The sequence below is a fragment of the Puniceicoccus vermicola genome (genome assembly GCF_014230055.1).
GTDB classification, from domain to species: Bacteria; Verrucomicrobiota; Verrucomicrobiia; order Opitutales; family Puniceicoccaceae; genus Puniceicoccus; species Puniceicoccus vermicola.
In genome coordinates, this window is the sequence record NZ_JACHVA010000028.1 from 12,724 (window position 1) to 35,014 (window position 22,291).

19 protein-coding genes, 1 tRNA gene and 1 CRISPR repeat array are annotated in these 22,291 nt (G+C 55.0%); of the genes, 14 read left to right on the top strand and 6 right to left on the bottom strand.

Features of this window, described 5'->3' with window-relative positions; translation table 11 throughout:
* Positions 1-93 precede the first annotated feature (93 nt).
* From cas9 to cas2, 3 genes are read left to right on the top strand one after another with little or no spacing between them, the layout of a single operon-like run.
* Positions 94-3,321 (top strand): type II CRISPR RNA-guided endonuclease Cas9, encoded by a 3,228-nt coding sequence (gene cas9 / locus H5P30_RS02280; RefSeq protein ID WP_185691344.1) that lies wholly within the window; start codon positions 94-96, stop codon positions 3,319-3,321.
* Between the two features lie 4 nt (positions 3,322-3,325).
* Positions 3,326-4,246: a type II CRISPR-associated endonuclease Cas1 gene (gene cas1, locus H5P30_RS02285; protein ID WP_185691345.1), complete on the top strand. Its 921-nt coding sequence runs from the start codon at positions 3,326-3,328 to the stop codon at positions 4,244-4,246.
* Positions 4,213-4,548 carry a CRISPR-associated endonuclease Cas2 gene (gene cas2 / locus H5P30_RS02290; protein WP_185691346.1) on the top strand — a complete coding sequence of 112 codons (336 nt, stop codon included), beginning with the start codon at positions 4,213-4,215 and terminating at the stop codon, positions 4,546-4,548. Before cas1 ends, cas2 begins: the two co-directional genes overlap by 34 nt.
* A 31-nt stretch (positions 4,549-4,579) precedes the next feature.
* A CRISPR array of direct repeats spans positions 4,580-5,206; the repeat unit is 36 nt; unit sequence AGTCTGCCGGATTAAGCTTTGGATTCAAGGCAAAGC.
* Positions 5,207-5,211: 5 nt separating this feature from the next.
* Here cas2 and H5P30_RS02295 read toward each other — a convergent pair.
* Positions 5,212-5,871, bottom strand: a complete 660-nt coding sequence (locus H5P30_RS02295; protein WP_185691347.1) for a hypothetical protein — start codon at positions 5,869-5,871, stop codon at positions 5,212-5,214.
* A gap of 143 nt (positions 5,872-6,014) precedes the next feature.
* Here H5P30_RS02295 and pyrF point away from each other — a divergent pair, with 143 nt between their 5' ends.
* From pyrF to H5P30_RS02315, 4 genes are all read left to right on the top strand, one after another.
* Positions 6,015-6,746, top strand: coding sequence for an orotidine-5'-phosphate decarboxylase (gene pyrF, locus H5P30_RS02300; RefSeq protein WP_185691348.1), 732 nt, complete (start codon positions 6,015-6,017; stop codon positions 6,744-6,746).
* 4 nt (positions 6,747-6,750) lie between these two features.
* A complete protein-coding gene (gene ispD, locus H5P30_RS02305) occupies positions 6,751-7,530 on the top strand; it encodes a 2-C-methyl-D-erythritol 4-phosphate cytidylyltransferase (protein WP_185691349.1) in 780 nt (259 codons plus the stop codon).
* A complete protein-coding gene (gene ispF / locus H5P30_RS02310; RefSeq protein ID WP_185691350.1) occupies positions 7,527-8,015 on the top strand; it encodes a 2-C-methyl-D-erythritol 2,4-cyclodiphosphate synthase in 489 nt (162 codons plus the stop codon). The genes ispD and ispF overlap by 4 nt, the downstream gene beginning before the upstream one ends.
* 99 nt (positions 8,016-8,114) lie before the next feature.
* Complete coding sequence (locus tag H5P30_RS02315) at positions 8,115-8,486, top strand: VOC family protein (protein WP_185691351.1); 372 nt, start codon at positions 8,115-8,117, stop codon at positions 8,484-8,486.
* A 103-nt stretch (positions 8,487-8,589) separates the two neighbouring features.
* Here the strand turns inward: H5P30_RS02315 and H5P30_RS02320 are convergent, their stop codons facing one another.
* Positions 8,590-9,606, bottom strand: coding sequence for a lytic transglycosylase domain-containing protein (locus H5P30_RS02320; RefSeq protein ID WP_185691352.1), 1,017 nt, complete (start codon positions 9,604-9,606; stop codon positions 8,590-8,592).
* Positions 9,607-9,655: 49 nt separating this feature from the next.
* Here H5P30_RS02320 and H5P30_RS02325 point away from each other — a divergent pair, with 49 nt between their 5' ends.
* The 4 genes from H5P30_RS02325 to H5P30_RS02340 all read left to right on the top strand — a co-directional run bounded on the left by H5P30_RS02325 (position 9,656) and on the right by H5P30_RS02340 (position 12,919).
* On the top strand, positions 9,656-11,770 hold the full coding sequence (locus tag H5P30_RS02325; RefSeq protein WP_185691353.1) for a transglutaminase family protein: 2,115 nt from the start codon (positions 9,656-9,658) through the stop codon (positions 11,768-11,770).
* Positions 11,771-11,868: 98 nt separating this feature from the next.
* The gene (locus H5P30_RS02330; RefSeq protein ID WP_185691354.1) at positions 11,869-12,387 is read left to right on the top strand and encodes an ACT domain-containing protein; all 519 of its coding nucleotides are present in this window, start codon (positions 11,869-11,871) and stop codon (positions 12,385-12,387) included.
* Between the two features lie 12 nt (positions 12,388-12,399).
* Positions 12,400-12,774, top strand: a complete 375-nt coding sequence (locus H5P30_RS02335; protein ID WP_185691355.1) for a DUF3293 domain-containing protein — start codon at positions 12,400-12,402, stop codon at positions 12,772-12,774.
* 68 nt (positions 12,775-12,842) lie between these two features.
* Positions 12,843-12,919 (top strand) — tRNA-Arg (locus H5P30_RS02340).
* A 743-nt stretch (positions 12,920-13,662) separates the two neighbouring features.
* Here the strand turns inward: H5P30_RS02340 and obgE are convergent.
* Positions 13,663-14,658, bottom strand: a complete 996-nt coding sequence (gene obgE / locus H5P30_RS02345; RefSeq protein WP_185691356.1) for a GTPase ObgE — start codon at positions 14,656-14,658, stop codon at positions 13,663-13,665.
* 243 nt (positions 14,659-14,901) lie between these two features.
* Between obgE and H5P30_RS02350 the strand changes: the two genes are divergently transcribed.
* Entirely contained in the window at positions 14,902-17,721 is a 2,820-nt protein-coding gene (locus H5P30_RS02350) for a phosphoenolpyruvate carboxylase (RefSeq protein ID WP_185691357.1), read from the top strand.
* 21 nt (positions 17,722-17,742) lie between these two features.
* On the opposite strand, the gene H5P30_RS02355 is transcribed toward H5P30_RS02350, so the two are convergent.
* Both H5P30_RS02355 and H5P30_RS02360 read right to left on the bottom strand, forming a co-directional pair.
* Positions 17,743-18,693 carry a transposase gene (locus H5P30_RS02355; RefSeq protein ID WP_185691358.1) on the bottom strand — a complete coding sequence of 317 codons (951 nt, stop codon included), beginning with the start codon at positions 18,691-18,693 and terminating at the stop codon, positions 17,743-17,745.
* 74 nt (positions 18,694-18,767) lie between these two features.
* Positions 18,768-19,112 carry a DUF4405 domain-containing protein gene (locus H5P30_RS02360; RefSeq protein ID WP_185691359.1) on the bottom strand — a complete coding sequence of 115 codons (345 nt, stop codon included), beginning with the start codon at positions 19,110-19,112 and terminating at the stop codon, positions 18,768-18,770.
* 82 nt (positions 19,113-19,194) lie between these two features.
* Between H5P30_RS02360 and H5P30_RS02365 the strand changes: the two genes are divergently transcribed.
* Together H5P30_RS02365 and H5P30_RS02370 are read left to right on the top strand one after the other, a co-directional pair.
* A complete protein-coding gene (locus H5P30_RS02365; protein WP_185691360.1) occupies positions 19,195-20,844 on the top strand; it encodes a fumarate hydratase in 1,650 nt (549 codons plus the stop codon).
* A 52-nt stretch (positions 20,845-20,896) separates the two neighbouring features.
* On the top strand, positions 20,897-21,379 hold the full coding sequence (locus H5P30_RS02370) for an FKBP-type peptidyl-prolyl cis-trans isomerase (RefSeq protein WP_185691361.1): 483 nt from the start codon (positions 20,897-20,899) through the stop codon (positions 21,377-21,379).
* A gap of 84 nt (positions 21,380-21,463) precedes the next feature.
* Here H5P30_RS02370 and H5P30_RS02375 read toward each other — a convergent pair.
* Positions 21,464-22,291, bottom strand: an 828-nt coding sequence (locus tag H5P30_RS02375) for an ISL3 family transposase (protein WP_185691362.1), incomplete at its 5' end; no start/stop codon positions are given.

Below are 22,291 nucleotides of genomic sequence, written 5' to 3' on the forward strand. Positions count from 1 at the left end.
TTCCGATAAAGGTTCTCAAAAATTACAACGCGACCGGAAAGCTCTTTTCTTTTTGGTTTTCCACAGCGTCAAAAATGCGCTAATATCCGAGCCATGCCAAAGCAAGTTTCATTCGCATTCGACATCGGCCATGCCAGCATTGGTTGGGCAGCTATCAAGAAGAACGGTGCGGTCCCGGAACTTCTTGGTTGCGGAGTCGTGACCTTCAGACCTGACGATTGTCAAAACCACCAGCGTGCGGCATTTCGTCGAGGACGCCGTCACATCGCAGCGACCCGAAACCGGATGAAGCGCTTAGAGAGTCTTTTGCTTCACCTAGAAGTATTGTCGAAAATTGATATCCAAAATGCCCGTGAGAACCCCCACCCTTGGCCATGGCTACTTGCTGCACAGATTCTAACTGGTCAGCGCCAAGCTCTAACTTGGGCAGAGCTATGGGCGGTGATTCGCTGGTATGCACACAACCGCGGTTATGATGGAAACGCGCTCTGGTCGGGCGAAGAAAATGAGGACGATAAGGAGGACACACAGAAGGTGGAAAACGCCAATCGCTTGATGGGCCTTTATCAAACCTCAACCATGGCAGAAACCGTTTGCGCCTTTCTTGGAGTCGATCCCGCAAACACAAAAAATCCTTCTCTCGAATCCTATTTCAAAGGCCAGGATGCCGCCTTTCCTCGATCAGTTGTGCGAGCAGAAGTCGTTCGAATTCTGGAAGTCCACTTCGAAAAACTGCCAAGGTGCGATAAGGCATTTGTCGAGGCGCTCTGTGGCGCAGAAAGAGATTCTTGGAAACGCATTCCCTGCCCATCCATCCGCCTACCCAAACGATTTCACGGAGGTTTGCTTTTCGGGCAAATGGTTCCCCGATTCGACAACCGCATTATTCCTCTCTGCCGGATCAGTGGAGAAAAAACACCGGACAAGAACTGTCGGGATTTTTACCGCTTCCGGTGGGGAATGCTTCTCTGCAATCTAAGGGTTTCTGATGACGAAACAGAATCCCGTCGTCTAAACGCCGCGGAACGGCAACTGGTCCATCAGGCGATACAAATCAACGGATACCTTACGCCTACCGGTTTGAAAACTGCCATAGAAAAGGCAACCGGAGCCACTCCGATCAATGTGGATCAGATGTTCATGACTCCGGAAATGGAAAAAGCGCTGGTCCTCGATCCCGTTCGACGTGAGATCTCTTCGCAGAAAATCTCCCCGATTTGGGAGACCATTCCCGAACGCTTCCAAAAGAGATTCGCCGGACGGCTATTTAAGAATCGCAGAGCTAGTTTGGCTCAATGGAGGGAGGATCTCGCCGAGGGCGGCGTAGAGCTTTCAGCTTTCGACCAGAGCGTTGAGTACAGTTATGAAGCCTATGCGAAGCGTAAGAAAAAACAAAAACTCGACCTACCCGAATTTTGCAGCGAGAGAATCTCCGTAGCATCCGCTAGTGGAAGAGCCCCCTATTCGCGTACACTCATGGCTGAAGCTTGGGAAGCTGTATTCGATGACAGTAAGCCGGATCCCAAAGACCGGGGTGGATGCCTGGAAGAATCCTTAGAAGTCGTGACCAGGCAAATTCAGAGATCGATTGACGAGAAAACGAACAACCACCTAGTCCGCCATCGTCTTTTGATTTTTCAGGAATTGCTCAAGGATTTAATCAAAAATTATGCGGACGATGACTCAGCGAACGTCGATATAGTAGCTCTGGAAGTCATTCGGGATCTGCAAGAATTTTCTGCCAAAACAGCCAAAGAGAAAGCCCAATTAATGGGTCTAAAACTCGCCGACCACCGCAGAGCCGTAAAGCTAATCGAGAAGGAGCTGGAAAAATATGGTGGGGAATACCGGATCAGCGCAGGCTTAATCAAAAAGGTTCGTATCGCGACGGACTTGAATTGGACCTGTCCTTTTACCGGAAAACACTACTGCTTCGACGACTTAGTAAGAGGCAATGTCGATAGAGAACACATTATTCCGCGCTCGTGGCGACCCAGCGATGCCCTCGATGCTCTGGTTCTCACTTGGCCCGAGGTAAATCGATTGAAGGGCCAGCGCACTGCTTGGGAATTTATGGAACAGCAAAACGGCGGACAAGTTCCAGGGACAGATCTACGACTTCAGCCCCTCGCAAACTACGAAAAATTCGTCGATTCGCTAAAACCGAGATTCGATCCTCGCAAAGGACAACGGGACTTCATCGACGACGATCTCCGAAAATATCGGCGTAAGATGCTCTTACGCGTCAAGCACTTCGATAAACGAAAAAAGCCGGAGGGCGAAGCAGGCGGATTTACGGGCCGAGACCTCACCCAAACAAGCCACCTAAACAAACTGGCAGTATTGCAGGCTCGGGATATCCTTGATCGACCCTACGACGACACGGTGTGGAGTCTGGCTGGCAGCGTTACAGCCGCCGTCCGCAAGGCTTGGAAGCTTGAAGGCTGCCTTGCCCGGGCTTGCCCCGAAACGGAAGGTAAAACGAAAACGGATATTCGCGAAATAACCCATCTGCATCATGCACTGGACGCGGTTACTATCGGATTGGCAGCCTTCTACTTTCCGAAGAACGGTAAACTCTGGGACTTGATGAGTCGACGCCAGATCTCGCGTAAAGAAGATCAAACCGAATTCGAATCCCTCAGCCGCTTGCCTATCCGCTTTACGAAGAACGGTAAATGGGAAGTTCCCGAGGTGCGTCCTAAGCTCAAGAACCAAATCTCCGAACGACTGTTGGAAAAACGCGTAATTCAGCATCAGCCGAAGACCATGCGCGGTCTGAAAGTACAGCAAAATACATGGAGGGTTCTTCACGAAGACCCACAGGATGAGAATAAGATGGTCATCACGATTGCTAATCGCGATGAGAACAAGAAACGAAAGCGAAGCACCAAAACCGAGCGAAAAAGCAAGCTTCTCGGACTCAGGCCAAAGGGCGAACAAGGAAAGTTGGCTAAACTGAAGGGAAGTTTGATCATCGAAGAAAATTACGGCGTGATTCTTGATCCAGAAATTCGAGTCCTTCCCCACCTCAATGTCTTCGAAGAAATCGCAAATGCCAGAAAGACCAATGGAGGCGTCAATCCACGAGTAATTCGCGGCGGTAGTCTCATTAAAGTAGAGAAAGGTCGGTATGAAGGTGTTTGGAAGGTCTTCTCGATCAAAGACGCCAAGGCTGGATTTCTCATCGACATGGCCTCTCCCGAAATAGTGAAAGCAGCCAATAAAGTTCGAGGATGCGTGATGAATGCGCGATTGAATAGCTTATTGAAGGGTAGACTAACAATTCTCGAACCTGACTATACGGGTCATTTCGAGTGACGACATGTCCTACCACATCGTCAACATCGACTCTCCCCGCTGCAGCATCAGTTGCAAACACGGTCAGTTGACCTGTACGAACAAAGACGGAAGTCGCCAGCAAGCTCCCATAGAAGATATCGCGGCAATCGTCATAACGAGCTTTTCCGCTCAACTTCACAGCCACCTATTACTCGAAGCTGCCAAGCACGGAGTTGCTCTTGTCATCTGTGAACGTTTCCAACCAATAAGCCTCCTTCTTCCAGCAAATCGCTCCACCGACACCCTTCTGACAAAAGCCGCTCTCAGTCTCGACAAAAAAAAAGTCGATACTCTCTGGAGAAAAACCGTCGATGCGAAGTGTGCAAACCAGGCATCGCTCGCAGCTGAAATGGCTCCAAACCATCCAAAGATAGAAACGCTACGAAAAAGAGCTGCAAGCAAAGCGCCCGGAAAAGAAAGCACCTGCGCTCGCTACTATTGGGGCATTTATGCCGAATCTCTTCATTTGGAAAATTTCAAACGTGGACGGGAGGAAGGAGGGGCGAACGATCTACTCAACTTCGGCTACGCAGTGCTCCTTTCTCTTCTCCTTCAGAAACTCTTTGCCTACGGGCTCGACCCCACTCTCGGAATCTCCCATGAAATTCGCGAGCGCTCGACACCGCTGGCCTACGATTTGATGGAACCTTTCCGCCCTTGCGTCGATTGGCGGGTGGCAAGATGGCTCCAAGAGGAGACGGGCATGGGTGACTACAGAGTCGATGGCAAGTTCCGACGCTACGTGACAGATTTCACTATGGAACGTATCGGATACCTCGGCATCGAGATGGACTTTCGAAACTGTTTGGAATCAGTCGTTCGCAGTTTCCGGCAAGCGGTCATGACAGGACAAACGCGAACCTATAAACCATGGACTCCCCCCAATTCAAAATGGGCTGGTTAGTTGTCGCTTTCGACCTGCCAGTCACTGAAAAGGAAGCCCGTAAAGCTTACACGGACTTTCGCAAATACCTGTTGCGGGACGGATTCCAAATGATACAGTTCTCAGTGTATGCGAGGCCAATGGTCACCCACTCCCGAATGCAGACCCATATTCGACGCGTGGAAAAAGAAATTCCACCCAATGGAAGCGTTAGAGCTTGGTATGTCACCCAAGCTCAGTGGCAACGAAGTCTCGTCATCTACGGCAAACCAGCCGAAAAACAGCCCGCAGAAGGCCTTCCGGAACAGACAATTTTTTGGTAACCCCTTCTTAATCAGCAGACTGGCGAAAGCCAGTCTGCCGGATTAAGCTTTGGATTCAAGGCAAAGCTGGTGCTTACGATTTTAAGGCATTCATCCAAGTCTGCCGGATTAAGCTTTGGATTCAAGGCAAAGCCAATAATTGCCTATTATGGACCGTAAAGCAAGTCTGCCGGATTAAGCTTTGGATTCAAGGCAAAGCCGCGGCAACGGCTACCTCAGCGCCGCCGCAGTCTGCCGGATTAAGCTTTGGATTCAAGGCAAAGCGCTCCAGCTCCTCGCGCCGCGGATCATTTTAGTCTGCCGGATTAAGCTTTGGATTCAAGGCAAAGCCTGGATGTGGGGTTCCAGATGTGGCGGCCAGTCTGCCGGATTAAGCTTTGGATTCAAGGCAAAGCTGAGAGCATGGTCCGCACGTACGACGCCTTAGTCTGCCGGATTAAGCTTTGGATTCAAGGCAAAGCACGCTAACCTACCGCGCGAAGAGATTCTCAAGTCTGCCGGATTAAGCTTTGGATTCAAGGCAAAGCGGGTATTCGCCGTTGAAGGGAAAGGTGACGAGTCTGCCGGATTAAGCTTTGGATTCAAGGCAAAGCGTAAAAATTGACGGCAAGATCATCTCTGCAGTCTGCCGGATTAAGCTTTGGATTCAAGGCAAAGCCGCCTTCACCTGGCCGCCTCATCCATCATTGCCTCGCCATCCTCCAAGGATTCGGTCAACCATCGCAGGTGTTCGATCATCCGATCGACCCGAGCCAGTGTTCCAGCCCCGGAGAGAAGGCCCAGCTCCCGGTAGCTCATGCGCCCTTTGACCAATAGAATCGTTCCGGTGGTGGATCCGAGGTCCTTCAAAATCCGCTCGCACATGCTCGAAGTGATTTTCTCCGAGATCCAATCGGGCCGGTTGGTGGTGATGGTGATCCGCTTGTTAAATTCTTTCGTCGGGCCATTGACCTTGATCAACTTCTTAAACTCGCTCCGCTCCAGACGATTCATCCCCTTCTTCGAGCGAATCAAGAGAATGCAATCTTCGCGCAGCGCCGTCTGCAGGTGAACCGCCGTTTCGGAATGACGGGAATCTTTCAGCCCAGCCGACATGGTCTGCACGCTCATCTCACGCTCGTCCCACTTCCCGTAGACACTCGGAGATGCCTTAAACAGGCCAAAGCCCTTGGCCTCGGGCTGCGTGACCTCGAGATCATAATTCTCTGCCAAAAATTCGAAGTTCTTCTGAATCGACCGCCAAGAGCCTCGATTCAGAAAAAAACCAATTAGGATGACGGCCAAAACCAAAAGAACCACCCAAACGACGATTTCCAATTCCATGAAAACTTACTAGCTCCCCTCGAAGAACGATACGAGGAGAATCGGCGCCCTGAAAAAAGTCGGCAGATTGTTCGAAATTGGACGGATTCAAGCTGACAATCCCCTTGCCAGTGATCCGGCCGAAATGGATTCTAAAAAACAGAATGAGCAACGACCCAACAGCCGCTACCAAAAACCTGTGCGACATCATCGTCGCCCTCGATGTCCCTGCCAAAGAGGAGGCCACCCACATCCTCGATCGACTCGAGGACCGACCCAAGTGCGTCAAGATTGGCCTCCAACTCTTCACCCGCTACGGCCCAAGTCTGGTCGAAGCCATCGCTTCGCGCGGATGTAAGATCTTCCTCGACCTCAAGCTCCACGACATTCCCAACACCGTCGCCCACGCGATTGAGAGTCTCGCCCATCTTCCAATTGAATTGTTGACCATCCACGGACTGGGAGGCCCGGCCATGATTCGCGCCGCCGCCGAAGCCCGCGACCGCACGGGTTCATCCATGAAGATTCTCGCAGTGACGATTCTTACTTCGATGGATGAGGAACAGATGAGCGCCGTCGGTCTCCAGGACTCCCCGAAAGAGGGAGCCAAACGTCTGGCCAAGATGGCTCTCGCAGCCGGCGCGGACGGTATCGTCTGCTCGGCCCTCGAGGTCGAGACGATGCGCGAAGAATTTGGCCCGGAGCCGATCCTCGTCGTCCCCGGCATTCGACCTTCGGGTTTTGAGAAAGGTGACCAAAAGCGGGTCATGACCCCAGGTGAAGCCGCCAAAGCGGGCTCCACCCACTTGGTCATCGGCCGTCCCATCGTCAAAGCTGCCGATCCGGTCCTCGTTTACGACCAGATCACGGAAGAAATCGCCGCCACAACCAAATAGAAATATGATGCCGTCCCACAGTCGGCCCTTGGGAAGTGCCCGTCCCTCCGGAGTCCGCGCCATTCTTCTCGCTGCCGGAAAAGGCACTCGGATGAAAGGTGCGGTCGACGACAAGATTCTTGTGCCCATCGAGGGCAAAAGCAGTTTTCGCCGCAGTTTCGACACTTTTCTCTCCAGTGCGATTTTCGACGGCATCGTCGTCGTTTACCGCGATCTCGAGCAGAAGGAAAGACTAGCTGCTGAGCTCGCTGACACTTCCGCTGACGGCGATCTCCCTCCGGTCAAGTGGGCCCAGGGCGGATCGCTCCGTCAGGACTCCGTCTTCGAAGGGCTCGCCACTGCCGGAATCGACACCGAGTACGCCTTCATCCACGACTGCGCTCGTCCCCTCGTCAAAGCCGAGGATATTGAGCGTCTGTTCGAGCGGGTCGTTCAGGATAAAGCCGCCTCGCTGGCACGTCCGGTCACCGACACGATCAAACGGGTAAACCGTCGCCGGACGAATTCCCGCAAATGCGTGCTTAAGGAGATCGACCGCCGCGGATGCTGGTCAATGGAAACTCCGCAAGCCTTCGAGTATAACCTGATCTTCGACGCCTACCAGAAAGCACGGCAAGATACCGTGGTCTATACGGACGACACTTCCGTCGCTTCCGCAGCAGGGGTCAGAATCACTCTCGTCGAACCCTCATTTCCCAATCCCAAGATCACCCGTCCTGGGGATTTGGCTCTGGCCGCCTTCCTCGTTCGCAACCCGGATTTGATCCAAAAGGAGCCGGAATGAGTCTCCCCCCATTTCGCACAGGCCTCGCCTACGACGTCCACCGGTTCGCTCCAGAGCGCCCACTGGTTCTGGGCGGTGTCACCATTCCCGACGCTCCGGGCCTCGACGGGCATTCGGACGCTGACTGCCTGACCCACGCGGCCAGTGACGCCATCCTCGGCGCCCTCGCCCTCCCGGATATCGGCTTCCACTTCCCCCCCGGCGATCCTTCCTGCCTCAATATCGACAGCCAGAAGATCCTCGCCTTTGCGGCGGAAAAGGCCGCGGAGCTCGGATACAAAATTGGCAATCTCGACGTCATGATCATCGCCGAGAAACCCAAGATCAGCCCCTGGACCGGAAAGATGCGCGAGCGCCTCGCCGCAACCCTCGGGATCGGAACCGACCAAGTCGGCATTAAGGCCACGACCAACGAGGGCCTCGGCTCAATCGGCCGCGGCGAGGGTATTTCCGCCATGGCGACGGTGCTGCTGTATCGGGAGTAGAAGCGGGAGAGCAGACCGCGACGGATCCGAATTTCCTGAACAGATGCGTTGTCCCAAGACGCCCCATAGCCCACCACAAAACTACCAACTCAGACCTCGATGAAAATCAACGAAATCGCCTTCACTTGCTATCCCGTAACCGACATGAAACGCTCCCGCGCCTTTTACGAAGGGGTTCTTGGGTTAACCGTTACCATGGACAGCGAAACGGAAGGTGCTCATTGGGTCGAGTTCGACATTGGCTCGGGAACGCTGGCGATCGGTAGGGCCCCCGGCATGGTTCCCAGTGAAAACGGCGGTTCGGTAGGCCTCGAGGTCGATGATTTCGATGCAGCGATCGCCGAACTCAAGGATGCTGGCGTAGAAATCCACTTCGGCCCCATCGAAACACCCGTATGCTTCATGGCATTTGTCAGAGATCCCGACGGGAATTCTGTGGGAATTCACAAGCGCAAGCCAGGTCACTCTTGACCGAGCCTCGCAGGATCGAGAGCCGACGATCCCCTACCCTGCGGTTGATTCCTAAACGCTTCGCAAAGGTCTCGGGAGCGGTTCGACGTTTCTCACCTTACGATCATTCGCTTGGCGCAGCAATCTGCGAGGGGTTCACCCCTTCCCGTAGCTCGATCGTTGCGAGCACCTTCGGCACATACATCCGGGTTTCCGAGGGCAACACGGCGGCGATGCCATTAAAGTCAGTCGCCGATTGCTCCCGCATTAATCGCCGCACCCGGCCCTCCCCCGCGTTGTAAGCGGCAAAGACAAGCGGCCAGGATTCGAAACGCCCGTAGAGGTAACGCAAATACTTCGCTGCGGCCGAGGCACTTTTCGAGGCGTTGACTCGCTCATCGTCGGGCGTCACCTCCAGCCCCATCCATTCCGCCGTCGCTGGCATGAACTGGAAAAGGCCCTTTGCACCGACAGGACTGATCGCTTCCGGATCGAAGGAGGACTCCACCTCGGCCAGCCAAATGAGCTCGGTCGGCACGCCTTTCTCGGCGAATTTGCCTTTGACCAAAGGCAGCAACCCCGGCGCGGGCTGAGGTGCCTGACGCTCCGCGATCCGGTGCCTCCAAACTCTCAGGTCCATGACGTAGTCGTCCCGAAACTCCTCCACCTGCTCGGGGGTCGGTTGCGTCTCGGATTGTTCGACGACCTCGGCCGCTTCCTGTCGCGACCAATTGGCAACCACGGCATAATCGTATCGCTGGAGCAGCCAAGCCACATAATGACGACCATTCTCGGTCTGAGACAGGGCCAACATCATTTGCGGGATCATCGCCTCGAAGCTCGCCAAGTCGTCGAGTTGATTGGACTCCAGGGCGGTCTGCAATTGTGTCGCCAATCCCTGCAATTCATCCGGCGTGAAGGCGAGGTCGGGCAACTCTCCGTTTTGCCAAGCCTGCCCCATATCCAAAGCCAAATCGACGACTTGATCGACCTGCTCACGGGAAATCTCGGGGGTCTGGCCGAGAAGAGAAAGGGAAGACAGGGAAAAAAATGAAAGCCCGAGGGCGCGAATTCCAAAAATCATGCCGTGAACAAGCACTTTGGCTCGAAAATAGCAAGAGAGTCGAGCGAGGTGATGCATAAGATTCTTGTAATCAAGAGCAAACACCTCTCTCCTCAAATTTCTGTTCATGAATCCAACCTCTGAAATCCAGGATCTCGCCCGCAAAGTCGAAGAACAACTATCCGCCCGCCGCGTGGTTCTGACCATGGGGGGCGAGCCGACTTACATCCCCCATCAACCGCGGGGCGCCGAGTGGAACTTGGAGGCGATGGGCCCCGAAAAGTTGAACTACGCCCACAAGATGGCCTCCAATCTCCTCGAAGATGAGTGCCCCGGCGCCGTAGCACTCCAAGTCTTCGGCAAGTGGTATCCGGGCGAACCTCTCCCCCGATGGAATGTCGTCCTCCTCGACAATCCCGGCGATGTCCTCTGGCCCAATCGCGATACCCTACTCCTCTCCAAGCGCGACGGACGCAACCACTCACGCGATGCGACCAGACTGGCCAAAAAAGTCGCCGAAAAGCTGGGACTTTCCGACTTTCTCATGCCGGCCCGCAATCCCTCTGCCCCCAAGCGTAACACTTGCGGATGGGTCCTCCCCCTCGATTTCGTCGAAGAGGAATGGACTTCCGAAAAATGGCCTTGGTCGAAGGAAAACCCCATCCCTCTCTTCGCCGGAGATTCGCAGATCGGCCTCCGCCTGCCCTTGGGAGACCTTCCCGAGGATGCCCTCCGACGCGCCTTGACCGTCGAATGCATCGACGGTGCGATCCACCTCTTCATCCCGCCCTTGGAATGGGCCGGCTTCCGCAAGCTGATTTCCTTCTTCTCCGAAACCGTAGAGGAGAACAACCTCACTGACATCATCCTTTGTGGATACGGTCCCAGCGGAGCCCCCGAAACCGTCCGCACCTTCGGTCTCGCCGCTGATCCCGGCGTCTTGGAGATCAATCTCCCCGCCTGCACGGACTGGGTCTCCTACCGGCACAATCTTCTGGCCGCCGACACGGCCGCCCGCAAAGCGGGTCTCACAACCACCCGACTGCAACTCAATGGCGGAGTCAACGGAACCGGGGGAGGATCCCACCTCGCCTTCGGGGGCACTTCCATCGAGACCAACCCCTTCCTCGAGCGCCCCAACCGCATCGCATCCATTCTCCGCTACTGGCAACACCACCCCGTCCTGTCCTACGCATTTTCCGGGCAGTATGTCGGCCCCGGATGTCAGGCACCGCGATTCGATGAGGGCCCCACCCACAGTCTCTACGAGACCGAGGTCGCCTGCGAAGGAATGGAGTCGATTCGCGGATCTTTTGACCCCTTCTGGATCGATCAGTTCCTCCACAATCTGATGACCGATGCCTCGGGCAACACCCACCGGGCGGAATTGTGCTTCGATAAATTCTACAACCCGACGGCCCCCAACGGCTGCATCGGCATTATCGAATTCCGAGCCTTTGAAACGCTTCCCGACACGGACTTGATGGCGACCGTATCGCTCCTGATCCGCACCATCATCGCCCGCCTCGTCAAACGACCTTTCGGGAGACGGCTTCGCCGCATGGGAAAACAACTCCACGACTATTTCTTCCTGCCATCCTGGCTCTGGGAGGATTTGCAGGAGGTCTGTGAAGATTTGACCAAAGCCGGGTTCCCCTTCGACCCGGAATGGCTGCGCCCAGTCTTCGAATTCCGGTTTCCCGAACGCGGAAAGATGGAAGTTTCCGGTGGAGACCTCATTCTTCGCCAAGCCTTGGAATCCTACCCTCTGATGGCCGAGGAATCACAAGGTCTCTCGACCGTCCGCAAGGTCGACAACTCTACGGATCGACTCGAAATCCTTCTGCCGGATCACAGCGTCCTCGAAAAAGGCTACCTCTTGGTCAATGGAATCGAGATGCCGTTTACGAAGCATAGCGCCGGGATGGTCTGCGGGCTCCGCTACAAATGCGCAAGCGCTCACCCTGCCCTCCATCCAAACGTTCCGATCCAGTCGCCTCTTCTCTTCGAGTGGGTCGATCAGAAAACGGGCAAGGTTGCAACCGCCGCCCGCTACCACCACTGGCACCCAACCCAACCAGTTTACGACGGCTTCCCCACTTCGGAAGAAGAGGCCGAACAGCGCCGCAAAGATCGGTGGATCCCCGCCCCCGAGAGGGAAGGACTCATCGCTCGAGGACGTCCACCACGGACTTCGCCCGAGTTCAAGGTCACCGTCGATCTTCGTCGCCAGCAATTCTAAGAGCCTTCCAAGCTTTCTCAAATCTCGGCGGGAAAGCCCACCCCCTGTCCGACAACGAATATTGCCAGGGTGACTGTTGAGCGACTAGGTTTCCTTCTGTGAAAACCTCTATCCTGCTCATCACCCTTAGCGGCGAAGACCGCCCCGGAATCGTTAGCGAAACTGCAGCAAAAGTGCACGCCCACCAAGGGAACTGGGAGCGCAGCCGCCTGATTCACCTTTCCGGACGATTCGTCGGACTTCTTCAGGTCAGCGTCCCTGAGGATCAGCGGGAATCTCTCCGCGCCGATCTCCTCTCCATCGAAGGTCTCGAATTGACCATCGCTGACGGCACGGGAAGCCGCAGCACCAACGCCACTTCCTTCCAAGTAAAGCTCGTCGGGGCCGACCACCCGGGAATCGTCAACGAAGTCTTCGGAGCCCTCTCTTCTCTCGGGCTGAACGTGGAATCCATGTCCACCCGCACCGAAGCCGCCGCCGATTCCGGAACTCTCCTTTTCCGGGCCGAAGCTCGGCTATCCTCGCGCGAGCCGATGCAGGAGGCCACCGTCCAAGACCACTTGGAAGAACTCGGGCAAGATCTCCTCGTCGAAGTTTCGGCGAACGAAGCCGGTTGATTTTTCTCTGCGGTGAATCCGGCCTACCGCAGTGCAGTTTTCCTGGTGGAGGGAACTCTACCCGCCACCCACTTCTCCATTGTCACCGCCTACAATCCGAACGGAGTCCTCACTGATTCTGCATCCAACGCCGTCGCCGATCAGCAACTCCTCCAGGCCATTCAACAGACCGGAGAGTCACCCGTCAGAATTACCGGCATGTCCCCCGACCGTTCTCATCAAGAACTCGGATGGTCGATTGAGGACGAAGAAGAAGCCCTCCGACTCGCTCAAAAATTTTCCCAAGTCGCCCTCTATCGAGTGATCGAGGAAGACCTCTTCCTCATCGAACGAGAAACGGGAACCCGCGAAAAACTCGGAAAATGGCAGGACTTTGTTCGTCAATAGACCAACCGCTTTCCTTCTTTTTCCTTTCGCTCCGTCCCTTCTTTCGATTAGAACCAACTCATTCCAAAGCGAGGGTAGCTCAGTTGGATAGAGCATCGGCCTTCTAAGCCGGCGGTCGTGGGTTCGAATCCCACCCCTCGTGCCAACGCCTTCGCGAAGCGAAAATCGATCCCCCCCTGTCACGCCGTAGCACGTACCCGGGTGCCTAAAATCACGCGCACATCACTGGTTCGGCCCGTCCAACCAAACGCATCCTTAGCACCTGCGAAGGCGGATCGTGCCAACGCCTTCGCGAAGCGAAAATCGATCAAAAACCACCCCCCTGTCACGCCGCAGCACGCACCCGGGTCCCCAAAATCACGCGCACTTCACTCGTTCGGCACCTCCGACAAAACGCATCCTCAACACCGGCGAAGGCGGATCGTGCCAACGCCTTCGCGAAGCGAAAATCGATCCCCCCCTGTCACGCCGCAGCACGCACCCGGGTCCCCAAAATCACGCGCACATCACTGGTTCAGCCCGTCCAACAAAACGCATCCTTAGCACCGGCGAAGGCGGATCGTGCCAACGCCTTCGCGAAGCGAAAATCGATCCCCCCCCTGTCACGCCGCAGCACGCACCCGGGTCCCCAAAATCACGCGCACATCACTGGTTCAGCACTTCCGACAAAACGCATCCTCAACACCGGCGTAGGCGGATCGTGCCAACGCCTTCGCGAAGCGCGAAATCGATCCAAAAACACCCCCCTGTCACGCCGCAGCACGCACCCGGGTTCCCAAAATCACGCGCACATCACTGGTTCAGCACCTCCGACAAAACGCATCCTCAACACCGGCGAAGGCGGATCGTGCCAACGCCTTCGCGAAGCGTTCCTGCAAACAGCGGAGTCTATCCTTCCAGCTTGGCGGTAAAAAGGGCTTCGATCAAAGGGTCCAGACCTTCGCCCAACTCGGCGCAGATCGGGAAAACGGGACAATCGATTCCGTCCTTCAAGCGCTTCAGGTTTTCGTCGAAACCCGGGAGGTCCGTCTTATTGGCGGCAACAAACATCTGCTTCTTCACCAACTTCTCGTCGTAGAGTTCCATCTCCTTGAGCAAGACTTTGTAATCTTCGACCGGATCGCGCCCATCTGTCGCCGCTCCATCGATCACGATCAAGAGGACACGACAGCGCTCAACGTGGCGCAAGAATCGATGTCCGAGACCCCGATTCTCTGCGGCTCCCTCAATCAGACCGGGAATATCCGCAATCGCGAGTTTCCGGTAGTCATGGTTCTCATTCTCCGAAGTCATCCCCACAAAGGGATCGACCGTGGTAAACGGATAAGGGGCGCTCTTCGGAGTCGCATTGGTCAATCGGGCGAGAAGCGTCGATTTCCCCGCATTGGGAAACCCGATCAGTCCGACGTCCGCGATCGTCTTCAACGAAAAGGTAAACTCGCCGAATTGTCCCGGCTTGCCTTCGGTAAACTCGCGAGGAGCTTGGTTGGTGGAAGACTTGAAGTGAAGATTTCCCAATCCACCTTGTCCTCCTTTCAGCAGACGGTAACGCTGATCGTGCTCGAGAAGCTCACAGACGACCCGACCATTCTCGTTCTTCACAGTCGTCCCAATCGGAACCATGAGCGTCTCATCGTCCCCGTTCTTTCCATCCTTTTGACTGCCTTTGCCACTCTCTCCGTTCTGCGCCTTCCAATGCGGCTGGAAACGGAATGCCCGCAAGTCGCTGACATTGCGATCTGCCTGCAAATAGAGATCCCCCCCTTTGCCGCCATCGCCTCCATTGGGCCCACCCTTGGGAATATATTTAGCCCGATGAAAACTGGCACAACCGTGCCCACCGTTTCCGGCACGAAGAATAACTCTGGTCTGATCGTAAAACATAATTGGTGAGGAGAGTGTGCGGGTTTCTCCCTCAACTTCTACAACAAAGATCAGCCTTTCATGAACCCGGTCTATTTTCACTGACGCAGAATCACCCTCATCATTGGATTCTCGCGTTCTCCGGAGCTGGACCCAGCAAAGTCGCCACGAATCCCCATTCCGTTTGACGAATCGTTTCTCGACAAGTAATGAGATTTCATCGGCACTGAAAAGAAACACTACTCACCACGATTAGATTTAAAAATGGAAGAACCATTGAGCTACGAAGATAGAATCCGGATCGGATTCGATAAAATTGACAATGACCTCCAGTTCCTCATGCGGTGCTTCCGGGAGGTTCTCATCGAACTCGGTGAAACCGAGATCGCCCAAAACCTTCCCTGGATCGGCGAAGGCGCTCCTGCTTCGGATAAGGATCTGGGGCCGGGAATGATTCAGGCCACCTCGATTTCCTTTCAACTTCTCAATATGGTCGAAGAAAATTCGGCCAACCAGATGCGCCGGCTCAACGAACGCTCCAATGGACCGCTTCACGAGTCCGGACTCTGGGGTTATTACTTCCGCAAGCTCCGCGAAGACGATTGGACGCCCGAACAGATCGCCCAGATTCTCCCCTGCCTCCGGATCGAACCGGTTTTGACCGCCCATCCCACCGAATCCAAGCGTGTCACTATTCTTGAGCAGCATCGCGAGCTCTACATCCAACTGGTTCATCTTGAGAACCGGATGTGGACCCCGAATGAACGGATCTCGATCGAAAACGAAATCAAAACCGTTCTCGAGCGCCTTTGGCGAACCGGCGAAACTCTCTTGGCCAAACCCAGTGTTGCCGCCGAGCGATCCTCTCAACTCCACTACTTTGACAATGTATTCCCCGAGGTGCTTCCCCACGTCGACCGTCACCTCGAGGAAGCCTGGGAAGCGAACGGCTGGGACCTTTCCCTCATCGAGAATTCGACCCACCGCCCGCGCCTCCGTTTCGGAACGTGGGTGGGAGGCGATCGTGACGGACACCCTCTCGTCACCGCCAAAGTTACGCGGGAATCACTCCTCAATTTCCGCGAAAATGCCCTCCGCCTCCAAGAGCGCAAGCTCTCCCAGCTGCGGGCTCGCCTCAGCCTCTCCGACATTCTGCAATCTCCTACCGAGGAATTGCAGGGTAAAATCGATGCCATGGTTTCGCAAATCGGCGATGAGGCCCATGCCATTCTCAAGCGCAATCCGCATGAGCCTTGGCGCCAGTTCATCAGCCTCTTGATCGCCCAGCTTCCACCGGTCGATTTTGATCCGTCGGATTCGCAATATCCTGCCAGCCGATACTATCGATACTCCTTCAATCTCGTAGCCGATTTGCGAATTCTCCGCGATTCCCTCGTTGAGATCGGTGCAGACCGGGTCGCGCGGATGGATGTTGATCCCGTTCTGCGCAATATTGAAGTCTTCGGATTTCACTTGGCCTCACTCGACATTCGTCAAAACAGCGTTTTCCACGAAAAGGCCATCGACCAGATCCTGGAACGTGCCGGGATGCAGAACTTTGGCTACAGCTCCTGGTCTGAAGAGGAGCGCCTTGAGTTTCTACAAACTGAGCTGGAATCGACCACCCCTCTTCTTCCCGCCGGAGAAACTCCAGGACAGGAAGCCGAGGCCGTCATCGCGGCGTTTCGCGAGGTGGCCCGCTACATTGACCGCCACGGAGATGAAGGAATCGGCTCCTACATTCTCAGTATGACCCGGTCGGCATCCGACCTCCTCGCCGTCTACTTCTTGGCCCGGGAAGCCAACCTCCTCCGGAAGCTCGACTTCGGAGTCATCTGCCTGGTCCCCGTAGTTCCTTTGCTGGAAACTTTGGAAGACCTGCAGAACGGACCGGGGATTCTCAAAACATTCCTGTCGCACCCCGTCGCTCAGAATTCACTGCACTGGATGCACCGCCGTGGAGGAATGCTCGCCAAGAAGGGTGTCGGACTGGATGCCGAGGTCGCTACCGATTTCAAGGCCCTCGACCTACCCGTCCAACAGGTGATGATTGGCTACAGCGACAGCAATAAGGACAGTGGAATTCTTTCGAGCCAATGGGGTCTCCATCGCGCCCAGAAAGACATCGCTCAACTGGCTCAGGATCTCGGATACCGCATCCGATTCTTCCACGGACGCGGGGGCACCATCAGCCGCGGAGCCGGACCCACTCACCGTTTCCTCGAGGCGCTCCCTGCAACTGCGTTGGAGTTCGACCTCCGCGTCACCGAACAAGGCGAAACCATCGCCCAGAAGTTCGCCAATCATTTGACCGCGAGCTACAACCTCGACCTCCTCGTAGCGGGCACCTGCTACCACTCTCTGCGAGTCAGCAAACAGCCCCCCACCGAACCCGCTCTCGAAGAAGCAGTCGAAAGCCTTTCGGAGGAAACCAGTAAGGTCTACCGCCAGTTACTGCGAGAACCGGGCTTCATGGATTTCTACACCGGGGCCACCCCTCTGGATGGACTCGAGAAAAGCAGCATCGGATCCCGTCCTTCCCGGCGGACGGGAGTTCGCTCCCTCGATGACCTCCGCGCCATTCCATGGGTCTTCAGCTGGTCCCAGTCCCGTTTCTTCCTTCCCGGCTGGTACGGTTTCGGAACGGGAATCATGTCTCTTGGAGAAGAACAGTTTGAGAAGATCCGCGAAGGCACTCGGTCTTGGCCCTTCCTCCGCTATGTTCTGACTAATATCGAGACCTCGCTCTCCAGTGCTGATCCCGAAATCATGAAGGCCTATGCGGAAATGGTCCCAGACTCCGAACTGCGTCAGCGCTTTATGGACCGCATCCTGGAGGAATTCCAACTCACTCATCAGTGCCTGGATCGCTTGTTTGGCAGCGAACAAAAAGAACGTCGCCCTCGTCTCGACAAAACAGTCCATCCGCGGAACGTCGCCCTGGAACCTCTCCACTACGAACAGATCCGTCTACTCCAGAAACTCAGAGAAGGAAACTATTCCGAAGACGACGAACCTAAGCTCACGAGCCGTCTCCTCCTCACAATTAATGCCATCTCCTCGGGGCTACGCACGACAGGCTAGACCGAAAACCAGAGAACGGATTTAGCTGAAGAGATCTTTCCGCAATCCTGTTCCCACAGAGAGATCTCCCCAGTCAGCTCCCTCCATGGCATGAGCCCGGCGAGGTCGCCTTCGTTCAGTGGGATCAGCCTTTACATGGGCGTCCACAAAATCCGCAGATCCAATGACCATCCCATCCGTAAAATAGCGAATTCGGCACCGAAGAAGTACAGAGAGTGGAAGTTTCCCCTTCTCTGCCAACACTCGCAAAGCCTCCTCTCGATCGATGGATTCCTTTTCAGATTTCTCACCAGCTCCCGCTCCATACAAAGTCTGCCGATAACCCGCCAAATCCCGATCAACAATCAGTAAACCTGCCCGAGCCATCCGCCCACCGCCAATGGCCTCGCCATATCCGCAAAAACGATAGTCTTTCGGATCCTCCACGATCCCGGCTCGAACCGCATTCAAATCAATATAGGCGGCAACCGTTCGCAACGCCCATCGATCGCCCTCGACCAAAACACTCTTAAAGCGTTCCGACCAAAGAGGTCCAAACCGATCACGGCTGCGATTAAACCACAAAGAGAAGCGTTGTTTCAGCGTCTTCATCAACCAGGAGACATCGTGCATTCGCCGAACGAGATCCCTTCGAATCACTGCAGCATCCGAAGAATCTTCGGCCAAAGTCTTCGCCAAAACCTCCGCTCTCATTGGTTGCCAAGGCGTAGGCTTTGGATAGAGCCGACGATACCGCCGAACCAACTCCGCATCCGAAACCTCCGTATCCCCTGAAGGCACGTCCACCAATAAATGGAAATGATTCTTCATTACCGCATAAGTCACCACCCGGATCCCCGAAAACTCCGCCACCTGCCAGATCATTTTCCGCAGAACCTCCCTCTCCCGGTCCCCAAACCAAGCCTCACCATTCACAGTGCGGCTCATCAAGTGGTAGTAAGCCGTCTGTTTCTCAACCTTGTACCTCTTCATGATCCCCTATCCAATTCAGAATCTCCCGAATATCAATATTTTTTTTACCAGGTTTATTATATTGACATAAATGATTAAGAACGAGGTAAAACTAGGAGTCCAAGGATGATGACGCCTCCGAAAACCATTCCAGCAGCGACGGGCCACGTCTTCCGCTTTGCGGCTATGCCTAACAGCCATTTTCGGGCGAGCCACAGGTGTAGCAGGATGAGAATGATGAAGATGTAGCCAGTCCAGAGGTGAACCTCCGTCCAATCGTGATGACTCAGCCCCAGGATCGAGACTCTCCCTCTGCCTTGGCCGTGCCCATGGGGAAATCGAAATTTTAACAGGAGGCCAGTCCCCACCATGACGCAGGCCGCCCAATAGAGGACCAAGTTTAAAATTCTCCGAAAAGTGGTTTCCGTTGATGCTTTCAACGAGGAGAGTATTTCCAAAAATATCAGGATTAGCAACTCTTACTTATTGCGAACGCAGAAGCAGTTCTACTAAACTTCTTTAATGGAAAAGAATTTCAGTTATCAAACGCCGATGCCCTTGGGGAAGGACGAGACCCAGTTTCGCCTGTTGACCGATCAGTACGTCTCGGTAGCGGACTTTGATGGAACGTCGGTTTTGAAAGTTGCCCCTGAAGGATTGCAGGAACTGGCCAAGGCCGCCTTTCATGACGTCGCCTTCTTTCTGCGTCCGGCCCACCTGAAACAGGTGGCGGCGATTCTGGGGGATCCGGAAGCCAGCAAGAATGACCGCGACGTTGCTTTGACCATGTTGAAGAACGCCGAAGTCGCTTCCAACAGTGTCCTCCCCTTCTGTCAGGATACCGGGACAGCCACCATCGTGGGAAAGAAAGGCCAGCAGATTTGGACGGGAGTGGACGATGCGGAATGGCTTTCGAAGGGGGTTTTCGACACCTACACGGCCGAGAATCTTCGTTACTCGCAGACGATCCCTCTCGACATGTATCGGGAGAAGAACAGCGGATGCAATCTGCCCGCGCAAATTGATCTCTACGCGACCAAGGGGATGAGTTACGATTTCCTCTTTGTCGCCAAGGGTGGAGGATCGGCCAACAAGACCTATCTTTTTCAGGAAACCAAAGCATTGCTCAATCCGGTCTCTTTGGAAAAATTCCTGATCGAGAAGATGGCAACACTCGGCACAGCGGCCTGCCCTCCCTATCACATCGCTTTTGTCATCGGAGGAACTAGCGCGGAGACCAATTTGAAGACGGTCAAACTCGCCAGCACGAAGTATCTGGATTCGCTGCCTACCGAAGGTAATGAAGGTGGCCAAGCGTTTCGCGATCTGGAGATGGAAAAGCGTCTTCTCCAAGCGAGCCAAAAACTCGGGTTTGGCGCTCAGTTTGGCGGCAAGTACTTTGCTCTCGACGTGCGGGTAGTCCGCCTTCCCCGGCACGGAGCCAGCTGCCCGGTGGGTATGGGGGTTTCCTGCTCGGCGGACCGGAACATGAAGGGCCGGATTGACGAGAATGGGATCTGGTTGGAAAAACTGGAAACCCGGCCCGGCCAGTACATTCCGGATCATCTTCGCGAGCCTGACTATCAAGGAGTCGTCTCCGTCGACCTCAATCGACCGATGAAGGAGATCCTCGCGCAGCTGACCGAATATCCAGTCAAGACACAGCTTTCCCTCTCGGGAACGATCGTAGTGGCCCGCGACATCGCTCACGCGAAGATCAAGGAGCGGCTCGACTCCGGCCAAGGCATGCCGGAATACCTGCAAAATCATCCGGTGTACTACGCCGGTCCGGCCAAGACTCCCGACGGCATGCCCAGTGGCTCGTTCGGACCGACGACCGCCGGTCGCATGGACAGCTATGTCGGGCCCTTTCAGGAGGTAGGCGGATCCATGGTGATGATTGCCAAGGGGAATCGCAGCCAGCAAGTGACGGATTCCTGCAAGGCGAATGGCGGATTCTATCTCGGCTCGATTGGCGGCCCCGCCGCCCTACTCGCCCAAGACAACATCCGCAAAGTCGAGGTTCTGGAATATCCCGAATTGGGCATGGAGGCCGTGTGGAAAATCGAGGTCGAAAACTTCCCTGCCTTCATCCTGGTCGATGATAAGGGGAACGATTTCTTCTCCGAAATCCGCGATAAATGCGAGTCCTGCGTTGCGGCCGTTCGATAGGTTTTTCGGTTCTCCCTTGCAATTCAGGCTCTCCTTCCCCGCGATAGGGGTCATGGAAATTGAAAAAGATCGCGTCGTCACCATGCATTACACCCTCCGCGGGGACAACGGAAGTGTCCTCGATTCTTCGGAAGGGAAGGATCCACTCTCCTATTTGCACGGTCATGGAAACCTGATTCCAGGTCTCGAAACTCGTATCGAAGGCAAAACTGCCGGAGAGGAAATGGATGTCCAAGTTCCCTCCGGAGAAGCCTACGGAGCAGTCGACCCGGAGAAGAAATTCGATGTGCCACGCTCCCAGTTCCCACCGGATGCCGAGCTCGAACCCGGCAGCCAGTTCCGCGCTGAAGGAGAAGGAGGCCCCGTCGTCGTCCGAGTCGATTCCGTCGAAGGCGATACCGTGAAGATTGATGCCAACCACCCTCTCGCGGGTGTTGACCTAAATTTCAAGGTCAAGGTGGTCGAAGTTCGCGAAGCCACCGCCGAAGAAATCGAGCACGGACACTCGCACGGAGCCGGCGGTCACTCGCACTAAGCGAACCGTCCTTCCGGGCCAGAACCCAGATTTTACACACTACCGCATCGCTGCAAAGCGGTGCGGTATTTTTTTGGTTCATCGTCATTTCCCGGGGAAAGCATGCTTAATCTTGAGGAAGAAGTATTCCGTATCCCTGAAGCCATAAGCGGTTCTTTTGATGACCTTGATCTTGTTGTTCATGCCCTCGAGCACGCTGGTGTTGAGTGGGTATTTGGCTGAGGCTATGATTCCACGGAGGTAGGGTCTGAGTTTATCAGCGAAGGCGAGCAGGGGTTTGATTTTGGACTCACGGCACATCCTCCACCATGTGCGCCAGCGTTTGAAGGCGCCCCAGATGCTTGAGCTTCGCCATAGTTCTTTGAGCTGTTCTTTCAGGACGTAGACTTGAGCCAAGGATTGGTTGGCATTCATCAGCTCTTCGAGCCTGACAAGTTCTTCTTCATTGAGGTTGTCCTTGTTCTTTAGAAGTAACCATCGGCTACGTTTGACCGCTCTGCGAGCCGACTTGTTCTGCCTTAGTTCATTGGCCTGATCCACGCGGACTCGGTCGATGACTTCACGGCCGTATTTGGCAACGACATGAAAAAGGTCGTAGACGACTTCCGCATTCGGGCAGTGCATCTTCACCTCCAGGTCAAAGGCGCTGTTCTGATCCATCGCGACCGCTTCGATTTGATCGCAGTGTTCGCCCAGTGATTCAAAGAAGGGGCGTATGGATTCGCGACTGCGCCCTTCACCGATCCAAAGCACTTGCCGAGTGTCCGCATCGGCTACGACGGAGGCGTAGCGGTGCCCCTTGTGCAATGCGAACTCATCCATGACCAGAGTTCTGAGCGAACCGTAATCGACTTCAGGCAACTCCCGAACCAACCTAGCTTTGTCAATGCGTTTGACGGTGTGCCAAGGCAA

What these genes read in the sequence shown, in the direction of transcription:
- cas9 (WP_185691344.1), top strand. Translation starts at nt 94, where the DNA reads ATGCCAAAGCAAGTTTCATTCGCATTCGACATCGGCCATGCCAGCATT.
- cas1 (WP_185691345.1), top strand. Translation starts at nt 3,326, where the DNA reads ATGTCCTACCACATCGTCAACATCGACTCTCCCCGCTGCAGCATCAGT.
- cas2 (WP_185691346.1), top strand. Translation starts at nt 4,213, where the DNA reads ATGGACTCCCCCCAATTCAAAATGGGCTGGTTAGTTGTCGCTTTCGAC.
- H5P30_RS02295 (WP_185691347.1), bottom strand. Translation starts at nt 5,871, where the DNA reads ATGGAATTGGAAATCGTCGTTTGGGTGGTTCTTTTGGTTTTGGCCGTC.
- pyrF (WP_185691348.1), top strand. Translation starts at nt 6,015, where the DNA reads ATGAGCAACGACCCAACAGCCGCTACCAAAAACCTGTGCGACATCATC.
- ispD (WP_185691349.1), top strand. Translation starts at nt 6,751, where the DNA reads ATGATGCCGTCCCACAGTCGGCCCTTGGGAAGTGCCCGTCCCTCCGGA.
- ispF (WP_185691350.1), top strand. Translation starts at nt 7,527, where the DNA reads ATGAGTCTCCCCCCATTTCGCACAGGCCTCGCCTACGACGTCCACCGG.
- H5P30_RS02315 (WP_185691351.1), top strand. Translation starts at nt 8,115, where the DNA reads ATGAAAATCAACGAAATCGCCTTCACTTGCTATCCCGTAACCGACATG.
- H5P30_RS02320 (WP_185691352.1), bottom strand. Translation starts at nt 9,606, where the DNA reads ATGCATCACCTCGCTCGACTCTCTTGCTATTTTCGAGCCAAAGTGCTT.
- H5P30_RS02325 (WP_185691353.1), top strand. Translation starts at nt 9,656, where the DNA reads ATGAATCCAACCTCTGAAATCCAGGATCTCGCCCGCAAAGTCGAAGAA.
- obgE (WP_185691356.1), bottom strand. Translation starts at nt 14,658, where the DNA reads ATGTTTTACGATCAGACCAGAGTTATTCTTCGTGCCGGAAACGGTGGG.
- H5P30_RS02350 (WP_185691357.1), top strand. Translation starts at nt 14,902, where the DNA reads ATGGAAGAACCATTGAGCTACGAAGATAGAATCCGGATCGGATTCGAT.
- H5P30_RS02355 (WP_185691358.1), bottom strand. Translation starts at nt 18,693, where the DNA reads ATGAAGAGGTACAAGGTTGAGAAACAGACGGCTTACTACCACTTGATG.
- H5P30_RS02365 (WP_185691360.1), top strand. Translation starts at nt 19,195, where the DNA reads ATGGAAAAGAATTTCAGTTATCAAACGCCGATGCCCTTGGGGAAGGAC.
- H5P30_RS02370 (WP_185691361.1), top strand. Translation starts at nt 20,897, where the DNA reads ATGGAAATTGAAAAAGATCGCGTCGTCACCATGCATTACACCCTCCGC.